Source organism: Streptomyces sp. NBC_01116, from assembly GCF_041435495.1.
GTDB lineage: Bacteria > Actinomycetota > Actinomycetes > Streptomycetales > Streptomycetaceae > Streptomyces.
Map to the genome: position 1 here is coordinate 1025137 of NZ_CP108644.1, position 22751 is coordinate 1047887.

Consider the following 22751-nt stretch of genomic DNA (forward strand, 5'->3'; position numbering starts at 1 on the left):
GCCCCCAGCGCTTCGTACGCCCATCACCGGTACGGCGCGGGCAGGTTGACACCGCAGCGTATCGTCCGTGATCTTCGTGCCGTCCGCCGGTTCCCTCATCCGGGCCGAAGACAGGCAAGATGGGGGCGTGACCCTCATCGACCAGCTGCCCAAGACACCCGACCCGGACGCCCTCTTCGAGGCCTTCTCGTCATGGACCGAGACCCAGGGCATCACCCTTTATCCGGCTCAGGAGGAGGCGCTGATCGAGGTGGTCTCCGGGGCGAACGTGATCCTTTCCACCCCGACCGGCTCCGGGAAGAGCCTGGTGGCGGCCGCCGCGCACTTCACGGCGCTGGCACAGGACAAGGTCACCTTCTACACGGCGCCGATCAAGGCGCTGGTGTCGGAGAAGTTCTTCGACCTGTGCAAGCTCTTCGGCACCGAGAACGTCGGCATGCTCACCGGCGACGCCTCGGTCAACGCGGACGCCCCGGTGATCTGCTGCACGGCCGAGGTGCTGGCCTCCATCGCGCTGCGCGACGGCAAGTACGCCGACATCGGCCAGGTCGTGATGGACGAGTTCCACTTCTACGCGGAGCCGGACCGGGGCTGGGCCTGGCAGATCCCGCTGCTGGAGCTGCCGCAGGCCCAGTTCGTGCTGATGTCGGCGACGCTCGGCGACGTCGCGATGTTCGAGAAGGACCTGACCCGGCGTACCGGCCGGCCCACCTCCGTGGTCCGCTCCGCGACCCGTCCGGTGCCGCTCAGCTACGAGTACCGCTTCACACCGATCACCGAGACGCTGACCGAGCTGCTGGACACCCGGCAGTCGCCGGTCTACATCGTGCACTTCACCCAGGCGGCGGCCGTCGAGCGGGCACAGTCGCTGATGAGCATCAACATGTGCACGAAGGAGGAGAAGGAGAAGATCGCCGACATGATCGGCGGCTTCCGCTTCACCACCAAGTTCGGCCAGAACCTCTCCCGCTACGTGCGCCACGGCATCGGGGTCCACCACGCGGGGATGCTGCCCAAGTACCGCCGACTGGTGGAGAAGCTGGCCCAGGCGGGTCTGCTGAAGGTGATCTGCGGGACGGACACGCTCGGTGTCGGCGTCAACGTGCCCATCCGTACGGTGCTGTTCACGGCGCTCACCAAGTACGACGGCACCCGGGTGCGGACCCTGCGCGCGCGGGAGTTCCACCAGATCGCGGGCCGGGCCGGGCGGGCCGGGTTCGACACGGCCGGCTTCGTCGTGGCGCAGGCGCCCGAGCACGTCATCGAGAACGAGAAGGCCGTCAAGAAAGCGGGCGACGACCCGAAGAAGAAGCGCAAGGTGGTCCGCAAGAAGGCCCCGGAGGGCTTCGTCGCCTGGTCGGAGACCACGTTCGACAAGCTGATCCAGTCCGAACCGGAGCCGCTGAACTCCCGCTTCCGGGTCACGCACACCATGCTGCTCGCGGTCATCGCCCGGCCGGGCAACGCGTTCGAGGCGATGCGGCATCTGCTGGAGGACAACCACGAGCCGCGCCGGGCACAGCTGCGGCACATCCGGCGGGCCATCGCCATCTACCGCTCGCTGCTGGACGGCGGGGTGGTGGAGCAGTTGGAGACGCCGGACGCCGAGGGCCGCATCGTCCGGCTGACGGTCGACCTCCAGCAGGACTTCGCGCTGAACCAGCCGCTGTCGACGTTCGCGCTGGCGGCGTTCGACCTGCTGGACGCCGAATCCCCGTCATACGCGCTGGACATGGTCTCGGTCGTCGAGTCGACGCTGGACGATCCCCGGCAGATCCTGGCCGCCCAGCAGAACAAGGCGCGCGGCGAGGCCGTGGGGCAGATGAAGGCGGACGGGGTCGAGTACGAGGAGCGGATGGAGCGGCTCCAGGAGGTCACGTACCCGAAGCCGCTGAGCGAGCTGCTGTGGCACGCCTACGACGTGTACCGCACGAGCCACCCGTGGGTGAACGACCACCCGGTGTCGCCGAAGTCGGTGATCCGGGACATGTTCGAGCGGGCCATGACCTTCACGGAGTTCACCTCGCACTACGAGCTGGCCCGGACCGAGGGCATCGTGCTGCGGTATCTGGCGAGCGCGTACAAGGCGCTGGAGCACACGATCCCGGACGACGTGAAGTCGGAGGACCTCCAGGACCTGATCTCCTGGCTCGGCGAGATGGTGCGCCAGGTGGACTCCAGTCTGCTGGACGAGTGGGAGCAGCTGGCCAACCCCGAGGTGGAGACCGCCGAGCAGGCCCAGGAGAAGGCGGACGAGGTCAAGCCGGTCACGGCGAACACCCGCGCCTTCCGGGTGCTGGTGCGCAACGCGATGTTCCGCCGGGTGGAGCTGGCCGCGCTGGACCGGGCCGGTGCCCTGGGCGAGCTGGACGGCGACTCCGGGTGGGACGAGGACGCCTGGGGCGAGGCCCTGGACGCGTACTGGGACGCGCACGAGGAGATCGGCACCGGTCCGGACGCGCGCGGTCCGAAGCTGCTGAAGATCGAGGAGGACCCCGCGCACGGGCTGTGGCGGGTCTGGCAGGCGTTCGCCGACCCGGCGGGCGATCACGACTGGGGCATCAAGGCCGAGGTGGATCTCGCGGCGTCCGACGCGGAGGGCCGGGCGATCGTCCGGGTCACCGAGGTCGGCCAGCTGTGATCAGCCCCCGGTCCAGCCGGCGGACACCGAAGTGGAGAGGTACGGCATGACGAACCCGGCCGAGCGCCTGGTCGACCTTCTCGACCTGGAGCGGATCGAGGTCAACATCTTCCGGGGCCGCAGCCCCGAGGAGTCCCTGCAACGGGTCTTCGGCGGGCAGGTCGCTGGCCAGGCACTGGTGGCGGCGGGCCGGACCACCGAGGGGGACCGGCCGGTGCACTCGTTGCACGCGTACTTCCTGCGGCCGGGCCGTCCCGGAGTGCCGATCGTGTACCAGGTGGAGCGGGTGCGGGACGGCCGGTCGTTCACCACCCGGCGGGTGACGGCGGTCCAGGAGGGCCGGACGATCTTCAACCTGACGGCGTCGTTCCACCGCCCCGAGGAGGCGGGCTTCGAGCACCAGCTGCCGCCGGCCCGGATCGTCCCCGACCCGGAGGAGCTGCCGACGGTGGCCGAGGAGGTGCGCGAGCACCTGGGCGTGCTGCCGGAGGCGCTGGAGCGGATGGCCCGGCGGCAGCCCTTCGACATCCGGTACGTCGACCGGCTGCGCTGGACGAAGGACGAGGTCAGGGACGCGGATCCGCGGAGCGCGGTGTGGATGCGGGCGGTGGGCCCGCTGGGCGACGACCCGCTGGTGCACACCTGCGCGCTGACGTACGCGAGCGACATGACGCTGCTGGACGCGGTCCGCATCCCGGTGGAGCCGCTGTGGGGTCCGCGCGGCTTCGACATGGCCTCGCTGGACCACGCGATGTGGTTCCACCGGCCGTTCCGGGCGGACGAGTGGTTCCTGTACGACCAGGAGTCGCCGATCGCCACGGGCGGCCGGGGGCTGGCGCGGGGCCGGATCTACGACCGTTCGGGTCAGCTGCTGGTGTCGGTGGTGCAGGAGGGGCTGTTCCGGCGGCTGGCGAACGGCTAGAGCACCCTTCTACGTGCCGGGCAGCGGGTCCTGGTCGACCTCGTGGCGGCGGGTGCGGATGTCCGGCGGCGCCGGGTGCAGCTTGGCGTCGCAGGACGGTCCGAGCCCGGCCCGGCGCGAGTCGGTCCCGGTGAGGGGCCGGCCGCAGAGGCGGCAGCGGACGAGGCGGCGGCCCCGGTGCTGCTCGCCTTCGGCGGCGGGGTCCCGGGCGACGGCTCCGGCGGCGCCGGGCAGCGGTTCGGCAAAGGCGTCGGGAATCTCCACACGTCGATCCTGCCAGCTTTCGCGCCGCACCGGCCCGCGCGGGCCGGTGCGGTTCAGGGGCGGTCGCGTTCCCGGTCGAGCGCCTCGTCCAGGGTGCGGGCCGCCATGATGAGCGAGAGATGGGTGAACGCCTGGGGGAAGTTGCCCAGTTGTTCGCCGCTGGGGCCGATCTCCTCGGCGAACAGGCCCACGTGGTTGGCGTAGGTGAGCATCTTCTCGAAGGTGTAGCGCGCCTGGCGCAGCCGTCCGGCCCGGGCGAGTGCGTCGACGTAGAGGAAGGTGCAGAGGCTGAACGTCCCCTCGGAGCCGCGCAGCCCGTCCGGTGAGGCCGCCGGGTCGTAGCGGTAGACGAGGCTGTCCGAGACGAGGGTGCGGTCCATGGCGTCCAGGGTCGACAGCCAGCCCGGATCCTTCGGGGCGAGGAAGCCCACGCGCGGCATCAGCAGCAGGGAGGCGTCGAGGACCTCGCTGCCGTAGCTCTGCACGTAGGCCTGGAGGTTCTCGCTCCAGGCGCGCTCCACCACCTGCTCCAGCACGGCGTCCCGCGCCGCCGTCCACCGGGCGGTGTCGGCGGGGCGGCTGAACCGGGCGGCGAGTTTCAGGCCCCGGTCGAAGGCGGCCCAGCACATCACCCGGCTGTAGGTGAAGTCCTTGCGCCCGCCGCGGGTCTCCCAGATGCCTTCGTCGGGGCGGTCCCAGGAGTCCGCGAGCCGGTCCAGGGTGCGGGAGAGGATCTTCCACCCCCGGTGGCCCGCCTGGATGCCGACCTCACGGCCCTCGGACAGCGCGTAGAGGGCCTCGCCGTAGATGTCGAGCTGGAGCTGGTCGGCGGCGGCGTTGCCGAGCCGGACCGGGTGGGAGCCCCGGTAGCCCTCCAGGTGTCCGAGGATCCGCTCCGTCTCCAGGGGGCTCCCGTCGACCCGGTACATGATCCGGAGCGGCTCCCCGCCGTCGTCCCCGCGGTCCCGCAGCCGGTCGCCGAGCCAGTGGGTGAACGCGGTCGCCTCGTCGACGAAGCCCAGGTCCAGCAGGGCCCGCACCGACAGGGAGCCGTCCCGGACCCAGGTGTACCGGTAGTCCCAGTTGCGTTCTCCGCCGAGCTGTTCGGGCAGTCCCATGGTCGCCGCGGCGACGGGCGCGCCGCTGGGTTCGTACGTGAGCAGCTTCAGGGTGATCGCGGAGCGGTTGACCATGTCGAGCCAGCGGCCGTCGTAGCGGGATCCGCGCACCCACCGCTGCCAGAAGTCGACGACGTCCCACAGTTCGTCCGTGATCGCCTCGGCGGTGGGGCGCGGGGGCTCGGGTCCGTCGGGGGTGCAGAGGGTGAACACGGCCCCTGACGTCTCCCCGGCGCGCAGGGTGACACCGCCGACCGCGTCCCGGCCGTCAAGGGTCAGGGGGAAGGCCGTCCGGAGGTGGGCCGTGGCGCCCGGGGCCCGGAAGACCGCCGCGCGTGCGGTCGGGTCGAGCACCGGCTCGTGGGCGGCCCGGCCGTAGTCGAACCGGGGGCGGCACTCCAGGCCGAAGCGGACGGTGCCGCGTACCGCACGCACGGTGCGGACGAGGGTGTGCCGGCCGGTCGGTCCGCCGGAGCGGATCGGGGTCATCCAGTCGAGGACCTCCCCGACGCCGTCGGGTGCCATGAACCGGGTGACGACGACCGCGGTGTCGGGGTAGTAGAGCTGCTTGCACGTGTGCGTGCCGCCTTCGGGCGCCAGCCGGAAGTAGCCGCCGCGCTCGTGGTCGAGCAGGGCGGCGAAGACGCTGGGCGAGTCGAACCGGGGTGCGGCGAGCCAGTCGACGACGCCCCGTGCGGAGATCAGCGCGACGGTCTGGAGGTCGCCCACGAGCCCGTGGTCGGCGATCGGCGGATACCGGTCCATGCGCCTTACCTCCCGGTCGGCCCCGTCCCCCTCACTATCCGGCACACCCGCCCCGGGTGCGCGGCACGCGTCCGGGCGCCGGGTCCGGGACCGGCGCCCGGTTTGCCGAACGGGGCCGGGCCCGCGTTACTGGAATGAGCCCCCGGCGCCACCGGCCGGGCGGAGCGCCGTGCGACGGGGCCGGGAGCCGCCGGAGGTACCGGGATGGACATGATCCACATCCGTGCGGTGAGCCCGCCGGAGCTGACCGACGAGGTCGTCGGCCTGCTCTCGGGCGACCCCTGCGTGCTCGGTCTCATCGTCCAGCGCGACGCCGCACGCCGTCCCGACGGCGACTCCATCGCCTGCGACGTCCTGGCGGGGGCGGCGAACGACGTACTGCACCGCCTGCTCGACCTCCACCTCGACCAGCGGGGCACGCTGGTCATCGAACCGGTCGACACGGCCTTTCCGGGCAGGGCCTCCGAGGAGGGGCTGCGCGAGCTGGGGCCGCTGAGCCGGGTGCCGGTCTGGGAGCAGGTCGAGGCGCGCATCAGGTCCGGCGGGCGGTACCCGCCGAGCTTCTTCCTCTATCTGGTCGTCGCCGGGCTGATCGGTTCGGTCGGCATCGTCACCAACTCGCAGATCCTGATCGTGGCGGCGATGGTCGTCGGGCCGGAGTACGGCGCCATCGTCAGCGTGGCGCTGGGAATCGACCGGGGCCATCGGGCCATGGTGCGCCGCGGGCTGGCCGCCCTGGGCTCCGGCTTTCTCCTCACCATCGTCGTCACCTTCCTCTTCGCCCTCCTCATCCGCGGCTTCGGGCTGCAGTCGGGGGCCTACGACCGGGGGCTGCGCCCCGTCTCCAGTCTCATCAACACGCCGAACTTCTTCTCGGTCGCGGTCGCGACCCTGGCCGGGATCGTCGGGATCGTGTCGCTCACCGAGGCCAGGAGCAGCGCCCTGCTCGGCGTGTTCATCTCCGTGACGACGATCCCGGCCGCGGCGGACATCGCGGTCTCCACGGCGTTCACCAGCTGGTCCGACGTGCGGGGCTCGGCCATCCAGCTGGTGGCGAACATCCTGGTGCTGATCGTGGTGGGCACGGCCGCGCTCAAGGCCCAGCGGGCGATCTGGCAACGGGTCGGGCTCCGGCGCGACCGTGACCGGCGGCTCGCCGAGGACGCCTGACGGACTACGGAAAGGATCACCTCATGGAACGGGACGCCGTGGCGCCGCTGCGCGCCGCACCTCGTGCGACACCGGCCGAACGGGCGGCGCTCGGAAGGGCCGCCCGGCGGGACGCTCCCCGGTCGAGCCACGCGGAGTTCACTCCGTCGCCGCGACGCCCCGACCCGCTGACCGTCCTCGAGGCGCAGTCCGCGGACCGGGTCCCCGAGCTGGTCCCGATCCGTTATGCGCGGATGACCGAGTCCCCGTTCCGCTTCTACCGGGGCGCGGCCGCCCTGATGGCCGCCGATCTGGCGGGCACCCCGGACTCGGGGATCCGGGCGCAGTTGTGCGGTGACGCCCATCTGCTGAACTTCCGGCTGCTGGCCTCGCCCGAGCGGAATCTGCTCTTCGACATCAACGACTTCGACGAGACGCTGCCGGGTCCCTGGGAGTGGGACGTCAAACGGCTGGCGGCCAGTCTCGTCATCGCGGGGCGGGCGAACGGCTTCACGGACCGGGAGCGGGCCCGGATCGTACGGGCCGCGGTGTTCTCGTACCGGGAGGCGATGGCCCGGTTCGCCGGGATGCGGAATCTGGAGGTGTGGTACGCGAGGACCGATGCCGAGCGGCTGCGCACGGTGGCCGCGGAGCAGTTGGGCGGGCGGGGTCGCAGGAACGTCGACCGGGCGCTGGGCAAGGCCCGCTCCCGGGACAGCCGGCAGGCCTTCGGGAAGCTCGCCGAGGTGGTCGACGGGCGGCTGCGGATCGCCGCGGACCCGCCGATGGTCGTCCCGCTCACCGATCTGCTGCCGGGAGTGGAGCGGGAGGTGCTGTACCGGGAGTTCCGGACCATGGTGGCGGGTTACGCCCACAGCCTGGCGTCCGACCGGCGGAGTCTGCTGGAGGACTTCACGCTGGTGGACGTGGCCCGGAAGGTCGTCGGTGTGGGCAGTGTCGGCACCCGGTGCTGGATCATCCTGCTGCTCGGCCGGGACGGCGGGGATCCGCTCCTCCTCCAGGCCAAGGAGGCGGGCCCCTCGGTCCTGGCCGAGCACACCGGGGCGAGCCGGTACGCCCATCAGGGCGAGCGGGTGGTCGCGGGGCAGCGCCTGATGCAGGCCTCCAGCGACATCTTCCTCGGCTGGGAGCGGGCCGACGGCATCGACGGCCGGAGCCGGGACTTCTACGTGCGTCAGCTGCGCGACTGGAAGGGCATCGCCGAACCGGAGTCGATGGTGCCGAAGGGGATGCGCGCGTTCGGCGAGGTGTGCGGCGCCACGCTGGCCCGCGCCCACGCCAGGTCCGGGGACCGGATCGCCATCGCCGGGTACCTGGGGCGGGGGGACGTCTTCGACCGGGCGATCGCCGCGTTCGCGGAGTCGTACGCGGACCGCAACGAGCTGGACCACCGGGCGCTGGTCGACGCGGTGGCCTCGGGGCGGCTCCCGGCGGGCGTCCCGGGCGGCGCGGACGGTCTCCCGGGGCCGGGCGGCTGACCTTCCGCACCCGAGGGCGTGTCCACGGCGGCAGGGAGCCGCCCGGTCCGCCGGTGCGTGGTATCCCGGCGTGAACCCGTGGGGCCCCACCCCGTCCCGGGGATCTTCACGCCGAGGAGTTCGACCTATGCCGGCCACACCTCCGGGCACACCCGTCGCAGCGCCGGAGGACCCGTACGCGGCGGTCCGCACACGGGGGTACGCGGGGCTGCTGCTGATGGCGGCCGTTCTCGGGGTGCCCGTGTCCGCGGTCGCGTTCGGTTTCCTGGCCCTGGTCTCGGAGCTCCAGTCGCTGACGTACACGGAGCTGCCGCGGGCGATGGGCTTCGGGGAGACCCCGTCGTGGTGGCCCGTACCCCTGCTGGGCGTCGCGGGTCTTCTGGTCGGCCTCACCGTCCGCCGGCTGCCGGGCGGGGGCGGGCACCGGCCGGCGGACGGGATGGTGTCCACCGGCGCCCCGGCCGCGGCGGAGCTGCCCGGCATCGTCCTGGCGGCGCTGCTCTCGCTGGGCGTGGGCGCCGTGCTCGGGCCGGAGGCGCCCCTGGTCGCGCTGGGCGGCGGGCTGGCCGTCCGGGCGGCGGGGCGCGTCACACGGGACCTGACGCCGCAGGCGCGGTCCCTGGTGGGGGCCTCGGGGGGCTTCGCCGCGGTGAGCGCCCTGCTGGGATCCCCGTTGCTGGGCGCGTTCCTGCTGATGGAGGTGTCGGGGCTGGCCGGGCCGATGCTGGGCGTGGTGCTGGTTCCCGGGCTGCTCGCCGCGGGGATCGGTGCGCTGATCTTCACGGGGCTGGGTTCCTGGACGGGTCTGGGGACCTACTCGCTGACGCTGGGCGAGGTGCCGTCGGCGGCGGCCCCCGACATCGCCGGGTTCGGGTGGGCGCTGGCTCTCGGGGTCGCGGCCGCCTTCGCCGGCGCGGGCATCCGCCGGCTCTCGCTGGCGCTGCAGGAACGCGTGGAGCGGCGGACGGTGGTGGCCACGGCGGTGACGGGGCTGGCCGTCGGCGGGCTCGCGCTGGTGTACGCCGAGACGTCGGGCAAGGCCGGTTCCGAGGTGCTGTATTCGGGTGAGCACGAGTTGGGCCATCTCCTCACCGGGAGCGCGGGCTACTCGGTCGGGGCGCTGGTGCTTCTCATCGTCTGCAAGTCGCTGGCCTACTGCGTCTCGTTGAGCTGTTTCCGGGGCGGTCCCGTCTTCCCCGCGATGTTCGTGGGCGCGGTGGGCGGCGTCGCGCTGTCCCACCTGCCGGGACTGGATCTCACGGCGGGGTTCGCGATGGGCGTCGGGGCCATGTGCGTGGCGATGCTGCGGCTGCCGATGACCTCGGTGCTCCTGGCGACGCTCCTGCTGGGCGGGGAGGGGCTCACGGTGATGCCCCTGGTGATCGTGGCGGTGGTGGTGGCGTACGTCGTCACCCTCGGGTTGGCGCCGTCCGCGGTGGCCGGAGCACGGCCGGAAACCGGGTGATCCCCCAGGTCCCCGGTGTCGGGCGGCACATCCGGGTAGAGGATGGACGGCACCGCGGGAAACGGCGTCGCCGGGGTCCGTACACCCCGTGCACCCTGGAGAGAAGAGCCTCCGCCGCGGGCCGTACGGTTCCTCCCGTCCCCTGCCCCGTGAAAGGACCCCCGCGCATGACCGAGATCGTCCACGTATCCGCCCCCGAGCTGGTCACGTACGCCGACGAGCTGGCCGGCCTGCTGGCCGAGACCGTCGACGAGGGGTCCTCGGTGGGCTTCCTCGCCCCGTTGGACCGGGAGACGGCCGCCGCCTGGTGGCGTGAGCGGGCCGCCGACCTGGAGGCGGGGCGGGTCGGCATCTGGATCGCCCGCGAGGGCGGGCGGGTCTCGGGGACGATCGCGCTGGTGCGCGCTCCGCTGCCGAACGCCCGGCACCGCGCGGAGGTCGCCAAGCTGATGGTCCGGCCCTCGGCGCGCGGCCAGGGGCTCGGCGGGGCGCTGCTGTCCGCGGTCGAGGCGTACGCGGCGACCGAGGGCATCACGCTGCTGATCCTGGACACCGAGAGCGGCAGCCTGGCCGAGCAGGTCTACTGCAAGGCGGGCTGGACGAAGGTCGGGAGCGTACCGGGATACGCGGCGGATCCGGCGGGCAGCCTCAAGCCGACCACTTTCTACTACAAGGAGCTCACCGCTCCGTGAGCGGTGGGCGGCACCATGGGCACCACCACGCAATGATCAGGGAGAGTTTCATGACGCTGCACGACATTCCGCTGCGCACCCTCGCGGGCGAGCCGACCACGCTGGGCGCGTACAGCGGCCGGGCCGTCCTCTTGGTGAACGTGGCCTCCAAGTGCGGGCTCACCCCGCAGTACGAGGGTCTGGAGCGGTTGCAGCAGAACTACGGGGACCGGGGCCTGACCGTGCTCGGTGTCCCGTGCAACCAGTTCGCCGGGCAGGAGCCGGGCAGCGCGGAGGAGATCCAGAGCTTCTGCTCGACGACGTACGGGGTCACCTTCCCGCTGCTGGAGAAGATCGACGTCAACGGCGCGGACCGGCACCCGCTGTACGTGGAGCTGACGAAGCTGGCGGACGCGGACGGGGAGGCCGGGGACGTCCAGTGGAACTTCGAGAAGTTCCTCATCTCGCCGGCCGGTGAGCCCGTCGCCCGGCTCCGGCCGCGCTCCGAGCCCGAGGCCACGGAGGTCGTGGCGGCGATCGAGGCGCAGCTGCCCGGCTGAGCAGGCCGGAAGGGGCGGTCCGGTACGCGTGTCCCGGACCGCCCCTTCCCCGTCGCCCGCGGCAGCTAGCGGATCGGCATGCCCGACAGGGTGCGGGCGATCACCAGGCGCTGGATCTCGCTGGTGCCCTCGAAGATGGTGTAGATCGCCGCGTCGCGGTGCATGCGCTCGACCGGGTACTCACGGGTGAATCCGTTGCCGCCGAGGATCTGGATGGCCTGCGCGGTGACGTCCCGGGCGGTCTCGCTCGCGTACAGCTTGGACATGGAGCCCTCGGCCGAGGTGAACGGCTTGCCGGTGGTGGCCATCCAGGAGGCGCGCCAGACCAGCAGCCGGGCGGCGTCGATCCGGGTGCGCATGTCGGCGAGCTGGAAGGCGATGCCCTGGTTGTCGATGATCGGCCGGCCGAACTGGCTGCGGGTCTTCGCGTAGTCGAGGGCGACCTCGTAGGCGGCGCGGGCGGTGCCCACGGCCATCGCGCCGACGGCCGGGCGGGACGCCTCGAAGGTGGCCATCGCCGCGTTCTTGACGCGCTCGCCGCCGGACCTGGCGCGCTCGCGGGCGCGGGCGAGGCGCTCGTCGAGCTTCTCCTTGCCGCCGAGCAGGCAGTGTCCGGGGACGCGGACGTCCTCCAGGACCACCTCGGCGGTGTGCGAGGCGCGGATGCCGTGCTTCTTGAACTTCTGGCCCTGGGAGAGGCCGGGGGTGTCCGGCGGCACGATGAAGGAGGCGTGGCCCTTGGAGCCGATGTCGGGGTCGACGACGGCGACGACGACGTGGACGTTGGCTATGCCGCCGTTGGTCGCCCAGGTCTTGGTGCCGTTGAGGACCCACTCGTCCTTGGCCTCGTCGTAGACGGCCCGGGTGCGCATCGAGGCGACGTCGGATCCGGCGTCGGGCTCGGACGAGCAGAAGGCGGCGACCTTCACGTCGTCGGCGTCGCCGTACATCTGCGGGATCCAGGTGCCGATCTGCTCCTCGGTGCCGTTGGCGAGGACGCCGACGGCCGCCAGGCCCGTACCGACGATCGACAGGGCGATGCCCGCGTCGCCCCAGAAGAGCTCTTCCATGGCCATGGGGATACCGAGACCCGTAGGGTCGAAGAACTGCTGGGCGTAGAAGTCCAGGGAGTAGATGCCGACCTTGGCCGCTTCCTGGATGACGGGCCAGGGCGTTTCCTCACGCTCGTCCCACTCCGAGGCGGCGGGGCGGATGACATCCGCCGCGAAGCCGTGGAGCCACTCCTTGACCTGCTTCTGGTCGTCGTTGAGCTCAAGCGTGAACTCGGCCATGTTCCCCTCCAGGCACTGCGGCGAAAACCATGTGTTACTCGCGGTAACCACAGTCTGTTACCGACAAGTAGGTACTGTCAACCGCCACGGAGCCGATCAGGCGCCCGTCCCGCGGAGTGTTACGTTGCGCGGGCGTGCAGAGGCGGTGCGACGGCATCGCGTGGCCAGGGGTGGGAGAAGAGACGACATGGAGACCGCACGAAGCGCCGAGCGACAGCGGACCGCGGCCGAGAGCCGCCGCCGCGAGTTGCTGGAAGCGGCGGACCGGGTGGTGCTCAGGGACGGACCGCAGGCCTCGATGAACGCCATCGCCGCCGAGGCCGGGATCACCAAACCCATCCTCTACCGCCACTTCGGGGACAAGGGCGGCCTCTACCGCGCCCTCGCAAAGCGCCACACCGACGCCCTGCTCATCGCCCTGCGGGCCGCCCTGGACGCGCCCGCCGACCGGCGTGAGCGGGTGGAGTCGACGCTCGACACCTATCTCGCCGCGATCGAGGCCCGCCCCCAGGTCTACCGCTTCCTGATGCATCCTGCTGACGGTGCCGCCGCCGACACAGCCCCCTCCCCCGAGCAGGGATTCGACGTCGGCCGGCACTCCGCCCCGCTGCTGCGCCGCCTCGGCGAGGAGCTGGGCCAGGTGATCGCCGAGCGCGTCGACCTGGGCCCGGACAGCGAGCAGATGGCCCGCATCTGGGGGCACGGGATCGTCGGCATGATGCACGCGGCGGGCGACTGGTGGCTCGGCGACCGGCCCTGCTCCCGCGAACGGCTGGTGAGCAGCCTCGCCGACCTGCTGTGGGGCAGGCTCGCGGAGGCGGGCGACCGCCAGGGCGGCCCGGGGTTCTGACCCGATCCGGACGCCGCACCCGGGAGCCCGGCGCCGCTCAGCGCCCGCGCGCCCAGGGCGCCCGGCGCGCCGCGCGCAGCGCCCGGGTGCGCCGCAGCCCGGTCAGCCGGTCGGTGTAGACCCTGCCCTCCAGGTGGTCGCACTCGTGCTGGAGGCACCGGGCGAACCAACCCGTCCCGGCGATCCGGACCGGCTCGCCGGTCATCGTGAGGCCCTCGACGACCGCGTGGTCGAAGCGATCCGTGCCCGCTTCCAGACCGGGAAGTGACAGACAGCCCTCCGGTCCGCGTACGGTGAGTCCGTCCGCCTCGACCAGTTCGGGATTGACCACGTGTCCCAGATGGCGGACATCGTCGTCGTCCGGGCAGTCGTAGACGAACACCTTGAGCGGGACGCCGACCTGATTGGCGGCGAGCCCGACACCCTGCGCGGCGTACATCGTCGCGAACATGTCCTCGACCAGCCGCGCCAGCGACGGGCCGAAGTCCGTGACGTCCTCGCAGGCGCGGTGGAGCAACGGGTCGCCGAGCAGACTCATCTCACGGACGAGTCCGGAACTGCCGGGGATCGGGCGGTTTCGCATGGCGGCAAGGTTACGTTCCGCCGGGGCCGGGGAGTTCCCGTGGTGCCGCGGTGCGGTCGCCGCGCCGGACATCGATAGGCTGGGCGCGGACCGATGCAAGGAGGATCTAGGACGATGGCAGGCAACACGGAGCCGTTGTCGCCGCGGGCCAAACTGGCCGTGACGGCGGGCAAGGCCGCGGCGGCGGTGTCACGCGCCGCGGGGCGGGGCAGCGGATCGGTGATCGGCGGCCGGGTGGCGCTCAAACTCGACCCCGACCTGCTGGGGCGGCTGGCGCAGCACCTGGACGTGATCCTCGTGTCGGCGACGAACGGCAAGACGACCACCACACGGCTGATCGCCGAGGCGCTGCGGGCCGCCGGGCCCGTCGTGTCGAACGCGCTCGGCGCGAACATGCCCGCGGGCATCACCTCGGCGCTGGCCGGCGGCTCGGACGCGAAGTTCGGCGTGATCGAGGTCGACGAGAAGTATCTGGCGGGTGTCGCGCGCGACACCACGCCCAAGGCGATCGCCCTGCTCAACCTCTCCCGCGACCAGCTGGACCGCGCGGCGGAGACCCGGATGATGGCCGAGCACTGGCGTGAGGGCCTCTCCGGCTCGAAGGCCGTGGTCATCGCGAACGCGGACGACCCGCTGGTCGTCTGGGCGGCCTCCTCCTCGCCCAACGTGGTGTGGGTGGCGGCCGGCCAGGCGTGGAAGGACGACGCCTGGTCCTGCCCGTCCTGCGGCGGTGTGATGCAGCGTCCGGGCGACGACTGGTTCTGCGGGCAGTGCGGCTTCCGCCGCCCCGCCCCGAGCTGGGCGCTGAACGGCGACTACGTCCTGGACCCGCACGGTTCGGCGTGGCCGATCCACCTCCAGCTGCCGGGCCGGGCGAACAAGGCGAACGCCACCAGCTCCGCCGCCGTCGCCGCCGTCTTCGGCGTGCCGCCGCAGGTCGCGCTGGAGCGGATGTACCAGGTGCAGGCGGTGGCCGGACGCTACGACGTCGTCACCTTCCAGAACCGTGAGCTGCGTCTGCTGCTGGCGAAGAACCCGGCCGGCTGGCTGGAGACGTTCTCGCTCATCGACCCGCCGCCGACGCCGGTGATCCTCTCGGTGAACGCGCGCGGCGCGGACGGCACGGACACCTCCTGGCTGTGGGACGTGGACTACACGCAGCTGGCGGGTCACCCGATCTTCGTGCTCGGCGACCGGAAGCTGGACCTCGCGGTCCGCCTCGAAGTGGCCGGTCTCGACTTCCGGGTCTGCGAGACGCTCGACGAGGCCGTGGGTTACGCACCGCCCGGCCGCATCGAGGTCATCGCCAACTACACCGCCTTCCAGGATCTGCGCCGTCGTGTCGGCAACTGACCCCGGCCCCGGCCACCTCCGGAGAGGACGAAGCATGAACAACGGTCTGCGTCTGGTCTGGGTCTACCCCGACCTGCTCAGCACCTACGGCGACCAGGGCAACGCCCTGGTCGTGGAGCGGCGTGCCCGGCAGCGCGGTCTGGACGTGCAGCGCGTCGACGTGCGCAGCGACCAGCCGGTGCCGACGTCCGGCGACATCTATCTGATCGGCGGCGGTGAGGACCGTCCGCAGCGCCTGGCGGCCGAGCGGCTGCGCCGCGACGGCGGGCTGAGCCGGGCCGCCTCCAACGGCGCGATCATCTTCTCGGTCTGCGCGGGCTACCAGATCCTCGGGCACGAGTTCGTCAACGACCTCGGAGAGCGCGAGGCCGGTCTCGGTCTGCTCGACGTGGTCTCCACCCGCGGCGAGGGCGCGCGGTGCGTCGGCGACGTACTGGCGGACATCGACCCGCACCTCGGGCTGCCGCCGCTGACCGGGTTCGAGAACCACCAGGGCGTCACCCATCTCGGCCCGACGGCACGGCCGTTCGCCCGGGTGCAGTTCGGCCGGGGCAACGGCACCGGGGACGGCACGGAGGGCGCGTACAACGACACGGTCTTCGGGACGTACATGCACGGTCCCGTGATGGCCCGCAACCCGCACATCGCCGATCTGCTGCTGAAGCTGGCCCTCGACGTGAACGCGCTGCCGCCCACCGACGACCGCTGGTACGACGCCCTGCGCGCCGAGCGGATCGCCTCGGCGACGCAGCCCGCCTGAGCTGGTCTCCGCTCGCCCGAGCAGGGTCCGCATGAGGCACTTTCCGCTCGCCTGAGCGGTGTTCGCCTGAGGTGTTTCCCGCTCGGCTGAGCGGAGTCCAGCAGGCGGACGGCGGGTTCGGTCCCGCCACCCTGCGCCGGTAGGGTGGCGGGGATCCAGCCGGACGACGGGGTCCGGTCGTCGACTTAACGTTGCAAAGGTTTCCGGGCCATGCGCATTGGCGTACTCACCTCCGGCGGCGACTGCCCCGGCCTCAACGCCGTCATCCGTTCCGTCGTGCACCGCGCGGTGGTGGACCACGGCGACGAGGTCATCGGCTTCCACGACGGCTGGAAGGGCCTCCTGGAGTGCGACTACCGCAAGCTCGACCTTGACGCGGTGGGCGGCATCCTGGCGCGCGGCGGCACGATCCTCGGCTCCTCCCGGGTCCAGCCCGCGCATCTGCGCGACGGCGTGGAGCGCGCCCGCGGCCATGTCGCGGACCTCGGCCTGGACGCCATCATCCCGATCGGCGGCGAGGGCACCCTCAAGGCCGCGAACCTCCTCTCCGAGGCCGGTCTCCCGATCGTCGGTGTCCCCAAGACCATCGACAACGACATCGCCTCCACCGACGTCACCTTCGGCTTCGACACCGCCGTCGGCGTCGCCACCGAGGCCCTGGACCGGCTGAAGACCACCGCCGAGTCGCACCAGCGGGTGCTGATCGTCGAGGTCATGGGCCGCCACACCGGCTGGATCGCCCTGCACTCCGGCATGGCCGCCGGCGCCCACGCCATCGTGGTGCCCGAGCGCCCCTTCGACATCGACGAGCTGACCGAGCTGGTCGGCAAGCGCTTCTCGGCGGGCAAGAAGTTCGCCATCGTCGTGGTCGCCGAGGGCGCCAAGCCCCGCGAGGGCTCCATGCAGTTCGAGCAGGGCGTCAAGGACATCTACGGTCACGAGCGGTTCGCCGGGGTGGCCACGCAGCTCTCCGGGGAGCTGGAGCAGCGGCTCGGCAAGGAGGCCCGCCCGGTCATCCTCGGCCACGTCCAGCGCGGTGGCACGCCCACCGCGTACGACCGGGTCCTGGCGACCCGGTTCGGCTGGCACGCGGTGGAGGCGGCGCACCGGGGCGAGTTCGGGATGCTGACCGCGCTGCGCGGCACCGACATCGTGATGGTGCCGCTGGGCGAGGCCGTCGAGACGCTGAAGACGGTCCCCGCCGAGCGGTACGCCGAGGCGGAGTGCGTGCTCTAGAACACCTCCCGAGGACACGTCGTCCAGAACTGCCCCCGGCCGCAACCGCGGCCGGGGGCAGTTCTACTCTGGACCGGACAACCGGCACGAAACGGGGACGTGTCCCCATCGGGAGTGAACAGATGGATCACAGCGGGCACGGCATGAACATGGATCTGCCGCCGTTCACGCTGGGGCGGGGGCTGGAGCTCTCCGTCGACCCGTTCTTCCTGACCGGCTGCATCCTGGCGCTCGCCCTGTACGGGTACGGCGTGGTGCGGCTGCGTCGGCGCGGGGACGGCTGGCCGGTGAACCGGATCGTGTTCTTCGTCGTGGGTGTGCTGAGCATCGCGCTGGTGATGTGCACCAAGCTCAACGACTACGGCATGGTCATGTTCAGCGTCCACATGGTGCAGCACATGGTGATCAGCATGCTGTCGCCGATCCTGCTGCTGCTGGGCGCCCCGGTGACGCTGGCGCTGCGCGCGCTGCCGCCGGCCGGGCGGGGGCGGACCGGGCCGCGCGAGCTGCTGCTGAAGCTGCTGCACAGCCGGTACATGAAGATCATCTCGCATCCGGTGTTCACCATCCCGCTGTTCATCGCGAGCCTCTACGCGCTGTACTTCACGCCGCTCTTCGACTTCCTGATGAGCTCGAAGCCGGGCCACCTCGGGATGATGGTGCACTTCCTCGCGGTCGGCCTGGTCTTCTTCTGGCCGATCATGGGCGTGGACCCGGGCCCGCACCGGCCCGGCTATCTGATGCGGATGCTGGAGCTGTTCGCCGGGATGCCGTTCCACGCGTTCTTCGGGATCGCGCTGATGATGGCGTCGACGCCGATGGTGAAGACGTACGAGAACCCGCCGGCCTCGCTCGGCATCGACGCCCTGAGCGACCAGAACTGGGCGGGCGGCATCGCGTGGGCGTTCAGCGAGATCCCGTCCGTGCTGGTGCTGATCGCGCTGGTCTTCCAGTGGTACCGCTCCGAGCAGCGCACCGCCCGGCGCACGGACCGGGCCGCCGACCGCGACGGTGACAAGGAGCTGGCGGCCTACAACGCCTATCTCGCGTCTTTGCAGGCGCGCGGACAGTAGCGCGGAGGGCGCATACGGGGTGACCATGGGGACAACGGCCGCGCGGCCGACGAGGAGCGTGCGCGCATGTCCGGATCGACGAAGACCATGGGATACATGACCGGCGGGGCCCTGATCGCGGTGACCGCGTACACGGTGGCGCTGGGAAGCAGCGGCTGGCTCTGGTTCGGCTGGGTGGTGCTGGGACTGTGCACCCTCGGGATGCTGGCCACACAGGACACCTGAGCCCCCCTCCCGCGGGTGAGGACGCCTGACGGGCCGGGAGGCGGGTACGAGCCGGGAGACCGGTTCGCTACGGTCGACCGGTGGTGCCGGGGTCTACGCTGTAGCGCCCCGGCACCACCGTGATCCGGCAGTACAGCCCCGACGCCGACCCGGCAGAGCGAGGTGCACCCGCAAGGTGTTCTATTACGTCCTGAAACATGTCGTGCTGGGGCCCGTGCTGCGGCTGCTGTTCCGGCCCCGGATCGAGGGCCTGGAGAACATTCCGGAGGACGGGGCGGCGATCGTCGCGGGCAACCACCTCTCCTTCTCCGACCATTTCCTGATGCCGGCCATCATCAAGCGCCGCATCACCTTCCTGGCGAAGGCCGAATACTTCACGGGGCCGGGGATCAAGGGCCGCCTCACCGCCGCCTTCTTCCGCAGCGCCGGGCAGATCCCGGTGGACCGGTCCGGCAAGGACGCCGGGCAGGCCGCCATCCGCGAGGGGCTCGGTGTGCTGGGCAAGGGCGAGCTGCTGGGGATCTACCCGGAGGGCACCCGCTCGCACGACGGCCGGCTCTACAAGGGCAAGGTCGGGGTCGCGGTGATGGCGATCACCGCGCAGGCGCCGGTGATTCCCTGCGCCATGGTCGGCACCTTCGAGATCCAGCCGCCCGGCCAGGTCGTGCCGAAGATCAAACGGGTCGCGATCCGCTTCGGCGAACCGCTCGACTTCTCCCGCTACGCGGGGTTGGAGAACCAGAAGGCGGCGATCCGGGCCGTCACGGACGAGATCATGTACGCGATCCTCGAACTCTCCGGCCAGGAGTACGTGGACGAGTACGCGGCCAAGGTGAAGGCGGCCGAGCAGGAGGCCGCGCCGCCGAGGAAGTTCCCCAAGCTGCGACGCTGAGGAAGCCCCCCGGGGCTCCGACGCCGAAAAGGTTCCCGGGGCTCCGGCGCCGAGCGCGAATACGCCACCGGCAGAGCGCCCTCGCCCCCGGCGGGTCCGCTCCCCTAGCGTCGGGTCATGAGCAGAGGACACGCATGGGTGCTGGGTGCGACGGGCCAGATCGGGCGGGCCGCGGTGCGGGCGCTGGCCGCGGACGGCTGGGAGGTCACCGCGGCCTCGCGCGGCGGCGGCCGGGACGAGGGGTGGGACGCCGGGGTCAGGGCGGTGGCGCTCGACCGGGACGAGGAGGGGGCGCTCGGCCGGGCGCTGGGCGACGGCTGTGACGTGCTGGTCGACATGGTGGCGTACGACGGCGCGCACGCCCGGCAGCTGACGGGGCTGGCCGGCCGGATCGGGTCGGCCGTCGTGATCTCCAGCGGGGCGGTGTACGAGGACGACCGGGGCCGCAGCTTCGACACGCAGGCTTCGACCGACGGTTTCCCCCGCTATCCCGTGCCGCTGCCGGAGACCTGGCGCACGGTGGCGCCGGGGGACGCCACGTACGGGACGCGGAAGATCCTGCTGGAACGGGAGCTGCTGGCGGCGGGCGGGGAACTGCCGGTGACGCTGCTGCGCGCGGGCGCGGTCCACGGTCCGCACTGCCGCACACCGCGCGAGCTGTACGTGGTGAAGCGGCTGGTCGACGGGCGTCGGCGCCGGGTGTTCGCGTACGGCGGGAAGAGCCGCTTCCATCCGGTCCATGTGTCCAACGCGGCGGAGCTGATCCGGCTGGCCGCCGGGAATCCGGGCTCCCGCGTGCTGAACGCGGCGGACCCCGAGGCCCCCACGGTCGCGGAGATCGCGTCGGCGATCGACGACGTCCTCGGGCGGGAGACGGAGACGGTGCTGATCGACGGCGCTTCCCCGGAAGGGCAGGTCGGGGTGACACCGTGGAGCGGCGCCCACCCGGTGGTCTACGACATGACGTCGGCCGAGGAGCAGCTCGGGTACCGCCCGGTGACCGGGTACGTGGAGTCGCTGCCGGAGACGGTCGAGTGGCTCGCCGGACAGCTGGCGGAGCGCGACTGGCGGGAGGCGTTCCCGAAGATGCTCAAGAACTACGGCGCATGGCTCTTCGACTACGCGGCGGAGGACGCCTGGCTGGAGGCGTACGACCGGGGGCGGCGCTGAGCGGCCCCGGTCGGGAGCCTCCTGGGTGATCCACGGCGACGGCGCGGGGTGCGGGGTGCGGGGTGCCGAGGAGGTTCGCCGAGCGGGCTCCGTCGGCCGGGCCGCCTTCACCCCGTGTCGTGCTCGGCCTTCGGCCCGTCCAGCAGCTCGCGCATCGCCCCGTCCAGGATCCCGCGCAGCAGGCGGGCGTCGGCGGCCACGGCGGTCACCAGGACCGCCGGGCCGGCGAGCGGGGTGAGGGCGGCGGTCGGCCCGAGGAGCCGCGCGGGGAGCGGGGCGTCCTCGAAGACCGGGTCGACGAGGAGCAGTTGGCCGACGGCCCGGTGGCCGCCGAGGACGGCGGGGCCGTCCCAGCCCTCGGGGGCGCCGGGCCCGTAGGCCAGTTGCTGGTCCAGGAGCGGGCGGCCCGCGCGGTGGACGGTGAGCCGGGTGGTGAGCGCGCCGGTGGGCTCGCCGTGGCGGCCGAGGATCTGTTCCTCGCGCAGCAGCAGGCGGGCGGTGGGGGCGAGTCGGACCCGGGTGGTCTGGTGGAGGTCGCTGCCGTGGGCGGAGACGAGCTGTTCGGGGAGCCAGTGCAGCACGGCCCCCTCCCCCGCGGTCAGGTCCAGCCCGTACGTGGACGGGCCGGTGTCCGCCCGTGGGCCCGGGAGGGCCACGGTGGCCGCCGCCGAGTCCACGGTGAGCCGCGCCCCGTCCGCGACGTCCGCCCCGATCGCCAGCCGGTCGCCGTTCAGCGGGGCGCTCATCGCGCCGACGACGGTGACCCGGGCGTACGCGGCCCGCGGCGAGCGGGTGCGGCGCAGGGCGAGCGGCCCGTCGCTGACGAGGACGGGCAGGACGGTCCCGCCCCGCCCGTCGGGCTCGGCGCGCAGCCGGGCCGTCGCGCGGACGCTCACGCGGCCCAGGCGGCGAGCTGTGCCCGCACCCAGTCGGCGACCGGGCCGACGCCTTCCGCCGAGGTCAGCGAGGTGAAGGCGACGGGGAGTTCGCCGCGCTGCTTCTTGGCGTCGAGGGCCATCCGCTCCAGGTCGGAGCCGACGTAGGGGGCGAGGTCGGTCTTGTTGACGACCAGGAGGTCGGCGCTGGTGACGCCGGGGCCGCCCTTGCGCGGGATGTCGTCGCCGCCCGCGACGTCGATGACGAAGATCTGCGCGTCGACCAGCCCCTTGGAGAAGGTCGCGGTGAGATTGTCGCCGCCGGACTCGACGAGGATCAGGTCGAGCGGGCCGACCGCGTCCTCCAGGTCCTCGACGGCTTCGAGGTTGGCGGAGATGTCGTCGCGGATCGCGGTGTGCGGGCATGCCCCGGTCTCGACGGCCTGGATCCGCTCGGGCGGCAGGACCGCGTTGCGCAGGAGGAAGGCGGCGTCCTCCTGGGTGTAGATGTCGTTGGTGACGACGGCGATGGAGAGCCGGTCGCGCAGTTCGCGGCAGAGGGCGGCGACGGTGGCCGTCTTGCCGGAGCCGACGGGACCGCCGAGCCCGATGCGCAGGGCACGCCGGGTGCCGTCGGGGCGGGTGGCGTCGGCGCTGACGGCGGCGGGGCCGTCGTGGGAGTGGCCGAGGTGCATGGGAGCTCCAGTGGTGGTCGCAGGGGTGGCTACGAGGCGAAGAGGCGGACCGGCCAGGCGGCGTGCGCCTCGGCGGTGATGTCGAGGAGCGGTGCCGAGGCGGCGGGCAGGGCGTCGATGCCCCGCCGGGCGGCCTCGGCGGCCTGTTCGGCGACCCGGTCCAGCTCGGGGGCGAGCCGGGCGAGTACGGCGGTGGCGTGGTAGGGGTCGAGGGAGAGGAGCCGGACGACGGCGGTGGCGGGGCCGCTGACGGTCTCGTACGCGACACAGTGGGCGGCGTCCACGGGGCCCAGACCCGCCGACCGTGCGGTGAGCCCGAGGACGACCGGCTGGTGGGCGCCGCGCGGCCGGGCCGCCGCGAGCGCGTCCAGTTCGGGGCCCGGCCAGGTGGCGCGGGCGGCCCGCATCATCTGCCGGCCGAGCTTGCGCGCGGTGGCCCGCAGGGCGGGCGAGGGCGTACGGGCGTCGGCGGCCTCGTCGAGGGCGAGCGGGTCGAGGCCGTGGGCCGCCGCGGCGGCGAGGGCGGCGGCGGTGAGGCCCGTGGTGTGCAGCCGGCCCCGGCAGAAGTCGGCGAGGGAGTCGGCGTCGAGGACGCGTCCCTCGGCGACGGCCGGTTCGGCGCCGCCGGAGTGGGCGTGCCCTCCGGCGGGGAACCGGCCGTCGGCCAGGACGAGAAGTGCTGCGCGTGACATG

General features: G+C 72.4%; 22 protein-coding genes. 15 read left to right on the forward strand and 7 right to left on the reverse strand.

Annotated features, from left to right (window positions below; translation table 11 throughout):
• Positions 1-127 precede the first annotated feature (127 nt).
• Together OG245_RS04190 and OG245_RS04195 are read left to right on the forward strand one after the other, a co-directional pair.
• Positions 128-2641 carry a DEAD/DEAH box helicase gene (locus OG245_RS04190; RefSeq protein ID WP_371622199.1) on the forward strand — a complete coding sequence of 838 codons (2514 nt, stop codon included), beginning with the start codon at positions 128-130 and terminating at the stop codon, positions 2639-2641.
• A 46-nt stretch (positions 2642-2687) separates the two neighbouring features.
• Positions 2688-3563: an acyl-CoA thioesterase gene (locus tag OG245_RS04195; RefSeq protein ID WP_371622200.1), complete on the forward strand. Its 876-nt coding sequence runs from the start codon at positions 2688-2690 to the stop codon at positions 3561-3563.
• Between the two features lie 9 nt (positions 3564-3572).
• Here OG245_RS04195 and OG245_RS04200 read toward each other — a convergent pair whose 3' ends face one another.
• Together OG245_RS04200 and OG245_RS04205 are read right to left on the reverse strand one after the other, a co-directional pair.
• On the reverse strand, positions 3573-3827 hold the full coding sequence (locus OG245_RS04200) for a DUF6011 domain-containing protein (RefSeq protein WP_371622201.1): 255 nt from the start codon (positions 3825-3827) through the stop codon (positions 3573-3575).
• Between the two features lie 53 nt (positions 3828-3880).
• A complete protein-coding gene (locus OG245_RS04205; RefSeq protein WP_371622202.1) occupies positions 3881-5710 on the reverse strand; it encodes a glycoside hydrolase family 15 protein in 1830 nt (609 codons plus the stop codon).
• 204 nt (positions 5711-5914) lie between these two features.
• On the opposite strand from OG245_RS04205, the gene OG245_RS04210 reads away from it, so the two are divergent.
• The 5 genes from OG245_RS04210 to OG245_RS04230 all read left to right on the forward strand — a co-directional run bounded on the left by OG245_RS04210 (position 5915) and on the right by OG245_RS04230 (position 11054).
• Entirely contained in the window at positions 5915-6880 is a 966-nt protein-coding gene (locus OG245_RS04210) for a DUF389 domain-containing protein (protein ID WP_371622203.1), read from the forward strand.
• A 23-nt stretch (positions 6881-6903) separates the two neighbouring features.
• Positions 6904-8358, forward strand: coding sequence for a DUF2252 domain-containing protein (locus OG245_RS04215; protein ID WP_371622204.1), 1455 nt, complete (start codon positions 6904-6906; stop codon positions 8356-8358).
• 127 nt (positions 8359-8485) lie between these two features.
• The gene (locus OG245_RS04220) at positions 8486-9823 is read left to right on the forward strand and encodes a chloride channel protein (RefSeq protein WP_371622205.1); all 1338 of its coding nucleotides are present in this window, start codon (positions 8486-8488) and stop codon (positions 9821-9823) included.
• Positions 9824-9990: 167 nt separating this feature from the next.
• Positions 9991-10515 (forward strand): GNAT family N-acetyltransferase, encoded by a 525-nt coding sequence (locus tag OG245_RS04225; protein WP_371622206.1) that lies wholly within the window; start codon positions 9991-9993, stop codon positions 10513-10515.
• A 50-nt stretch (positions 10516-10565) separates the two neighbouring features.
• Complete coding sequence (locus OG245_RS04230) at positions 10566-11054, forward strand: glutathione peroxidase (RefSeq protein ID WP_371622207.1); 489 nt, start codon at positions 10566-10568, stop codon at positions 11052-11054.
• A 65-nt stretch (positions 11055-11119) separates the two neighbouring features.
• Here OG245_RS04230 and OG245_RS04235 read toward each other — a convergent pair whose 3' ends face one another.
• Positions 11120-12346, reverse strand: a complete 1227-nt coding sequence (locus OG245_RS04235) for an acyl-CoA dehydrogenase family protein (protein WP_371622208.1) — start codon at positions 12344-12346, stop codon at positions 11120-11122.
• Positions 12347-12533: 187 nt separating this feature from the next.
• Between OG245_RS04235 and OG245_RS04240 the strand changes: the two genes are divergently transcribed.
• Positions 12534-13196, forward strand: coding sequence for a TetR family transcriptional regulator (locus tag OG245_RS04240; protein ID WP_073804780.1), 663 nt, complete (start codon positions 12534-12536; stop codon positions 13194-13196).
• Positions 13197-13233: 37 nt separating this feature from the next.
• On the opposite strand, the gene def is transcribed toward OG245_RS04240, so the two are convergent.
• Positions 13234-13779, reverse strand: coding sequence for a peptide deformylase (gene def / locus OG245_RS04245; protein WP_371622209.1), 546 nt, complete (start codon positions 13777-13779; stop codon positions 13234-13236).
• 114 nt (positions 13780-13893) lie between these two features.
• Between def and OG245_RS04250 the strand changes: the two genes are divergently transcribed.
• From OG245_RS04250 to OG245_RS04280, 7 genes are all read left to right on the forward strand, one after another.
• On the forward strand, positions 13894-15132 hold the full coding sequence (locus OG245_RS04250; protein WP_215102165.1) for a MurT ligase domain-containing protein: 1239 nt from the start codon (positions 13894-13896) through the stop codon (positions 15130-15132).
• Positions 15133-15166: 34 nt separating this feature from the next.
• Positions 15167-15892, forward strand: coding sequence for a type 1 glutamine amidotransferase (locus tag OG245_RS04255; RefSeq protein WP_371622210.1), 726 nt, complete (start codon positions 15167-15169; stop codon positions 15890-15892).
• Between the two features lie 210 nt (positions 15893-16102).
• Positions 16103-17128 (forward strand): 6-phosphofructokinase, encoded by a 1026-nt coding sequence (locus tag OG245_RS04260; protein WP_003970624.1) that lies wholly within the window; start codon positions 16103-16105, stop codon positions 17126-17128.
• Positions 17129-17250: 122 nt separating this feature from the next.
• Positions 17251-18201, forward strand: coding sequence for a cytochrome c oxidase assembly protein (locus OG245_RS04265; RefSeq protein WP_371622211.1), 951 nt, complete (start codon positions 17251-17253; stop codon positions 18199-18201).
• Positions 18202-18267: 66 nt separating this feature from the next.
• Positions 18268-18426 (forward strand): hypothetical protein, encoded by a 159-nt coding sequence (locus OG245_RS04270; protein WP_003970622.1) that lies wholly within the window; start codon positions 18268-18270, stop codon positions 18424-18426.
• Between the two features lie 175 nt (positions 18427-18601).
• Entirely contained in the window at positions 18602-19318 is a 717-nt protein-coding gene (locus OG245_RS04275) for a lysophospholipid acyltransferase family protein (RefSeq protein WP_371622212.1), read from the forward strand.
• A gap of 117 nt (positions 19319-19435) precedes the next feature.
• Positions 19436-20488, forward strand: a complete 1053-nt coding sequence (locus tag OG245_RS04280) for an NAD-dependent epimerase/dehydratase family protein (RefSeq protein ID WP_371622213.1) — start codon at positions 19436-19438, stop codon at positions 20486-20488.
• Positions 20489-20595: 107 nt separating this feature from the next.
• On the opposite strand, the gene OG245_RS04285 is transcribed toward OG245_RS04280, so the two are convergent.
• The 3 genes from OG245_RS04285 to OG245_RS04295 are packed head-to-tail and all read right to left on the reverse strand — an operon-like array spanning position 20596 to position 22750.
• On the reverse strand, positions 20596-21384 hold the full coding sequence (locus tag OG245_RS04285) for an urease accessory protein UreD (protein WP_371622214.1): 789 nt from the start codon (positions 21382-21384) through the stop codon (positions 20596-20598).
• Complete coding sequence (gene ureG / locus OG245_RS04290) at positions 21381-22058, reverse strand: urease accessory protein UreG (RefSeq protein ID WP_371622215.1); 678 nt, start codon at positions 22056-22058, stop codon at positions 21381-21383. The genes OG245_RS04285 and ureG overlap by 4 nt, the downstream gene beginning before the upstream one ends.
• Before the next feature lie 29 nt (positions 22059-22087).
• Positions 22088-22750: an urease accessory protein UreF gene (locus OG245_RS04295; protein WP_371622216.1), complete on the reverse strand. Its 663-nt coding sequence runs from the start codon at positions 22748-22750 to the stop codon at positions 22088-22090.
• Position 22751: the final 1 nt, after the last annotated feature.

What these genes read in the sequence shown, in the direction of transcription:
- OG245_RS04195 (WP_371622200.1), top strand. Translation starts at nt 2,688, where the DNA reads ATGACGAACCCGGCCGAGCGCCTGGTCGACCTTCTCGACCTGGAGCGG.
- OG245_RS04205 (WP_371622202.1), bottom strand. Translation starts at nt 5,710, where the DNA reads ATGGACCGGTATCCGCCGATCGCCGACCACGGGCTCGTGGGCGACCTC.
- OG245_RS04210 (WP_371622203.1), top strand. Translation starts at nt 5,915, where the DNA reads ATGGACATGATCCACATCCGTGCGGTGAGCCCGCCGGAGCTGACCGAC.
- OG245_RS04215 (WP_371622204.1), top strand. Translation starts at nt 6,904, where the DNA reads ATGGAACGGGACGCCGTGGCGCCGCTGCGCGCCGCACCTCGTGCGACA.
- OG245_RS04220 (WP_371622205.1), top strand. Translation starts at nt 8,486, where the DNA reads ATGCCGGCCACACCTCCGGGCACACCCGTCGCAGCGCCGGAGGACCCG.
- OG245_RS04225 (WP_371622206.1), top strand. Translation starts at nt 9,991, where the DNA reads ATGACCGAGATCGTCCACGTATCCGCCCCCGAGCTGGTCACGTACGCC.
- OG245_RS04230 (WP_371622207.1), top strand. Translation starts at nt 10,566, where the DNA reads ATGACGCTGCACGACATTCCGCTGCGCACCCTCGCGGGCGAGCCGACC.
- OG245_RS04235 (WP_371622208.1), bottom strand. Translation starts at nt 12,346, where the DNA reads ATGGCCGAGTTCACGCTTGAGCTCAACGACGACCAGAAGCAGGTCAAG.
- OG245_RS04240 (WP_073804780.1), top strand. Translation starts at nt 12,534, where the DNA reads ATGGAGACCGCACGAAGCGCCGAGCGACAGCGGACCGCGGCCGAGAGC.
- def (WP_371622209.1), bottom strand. Translation starts at nt 13,779, where the DNA reads ATGCGAAACCGCCCGATCCCCGGCAGTTCCGGACTCGTCCGTGAGATG.
- OG245_RS04250 (WP_215102165.1), top strand. Translation starts at nt 13,894, where the DNA reads ATGGCAGGCAACACGGAGCCGTTGTCGCCGCGGGCCAAACTGGCCGTG.
- OG245_RS04255 (WP_371622210.1), top strand. Translation starts at nt 15,167, where the DNA reads ATGAACAACGGTCTGCGTCTGGTCTGGGTCTACCCCGACCTGCTCAGC.
- OG245_RS04260 (WP_003970624.1), top strand. Translation starts at nt 16,103, where the DNA reads ATGCGCATTGGCGTACTCACCTCCGGCGGCGACTGCCCCGGCCTCAAC.
- OG245_RS04265 (WP_371622211.1), top strand. Translation starts at nt 17,251, where the DNA reads ATGGATCACAGCGGGCACGGCATGAACATGGATCTGCCGCCGTTCACG.
- OG245_RS04270 (WP_003970622.1), top strand. Translation starts at nt 18,268, where the DNA reads ATGTCCGGATCGACGAAGACCATGGGATACATGACCGGCGGGGCCCTG.
- OG245_RS04280 (WP_371622213.1), top strand. Translation starts at nt 19,436, where the DNA reads ATGAGCAGAGGACACGCATGGGTGCTGGGTGCGACGGGCCAGATCGGG.
- ureG (WP_371622215.1), bottom strand. Translation starts at nt 22,058, where the DNA reads ATGCACCTCGGCCACTCCCACGACGGCCCCGCCGCCGTCAGCGCCGAC.
- OG245_RS04295 (WP_371622216.1), bottom strand. Translation starts at nt 22,750, where the DNA reads ATGTCACGCGCAGCACTTCTCGTCCTGGCCGACGGCCGGTTCCCCGCC.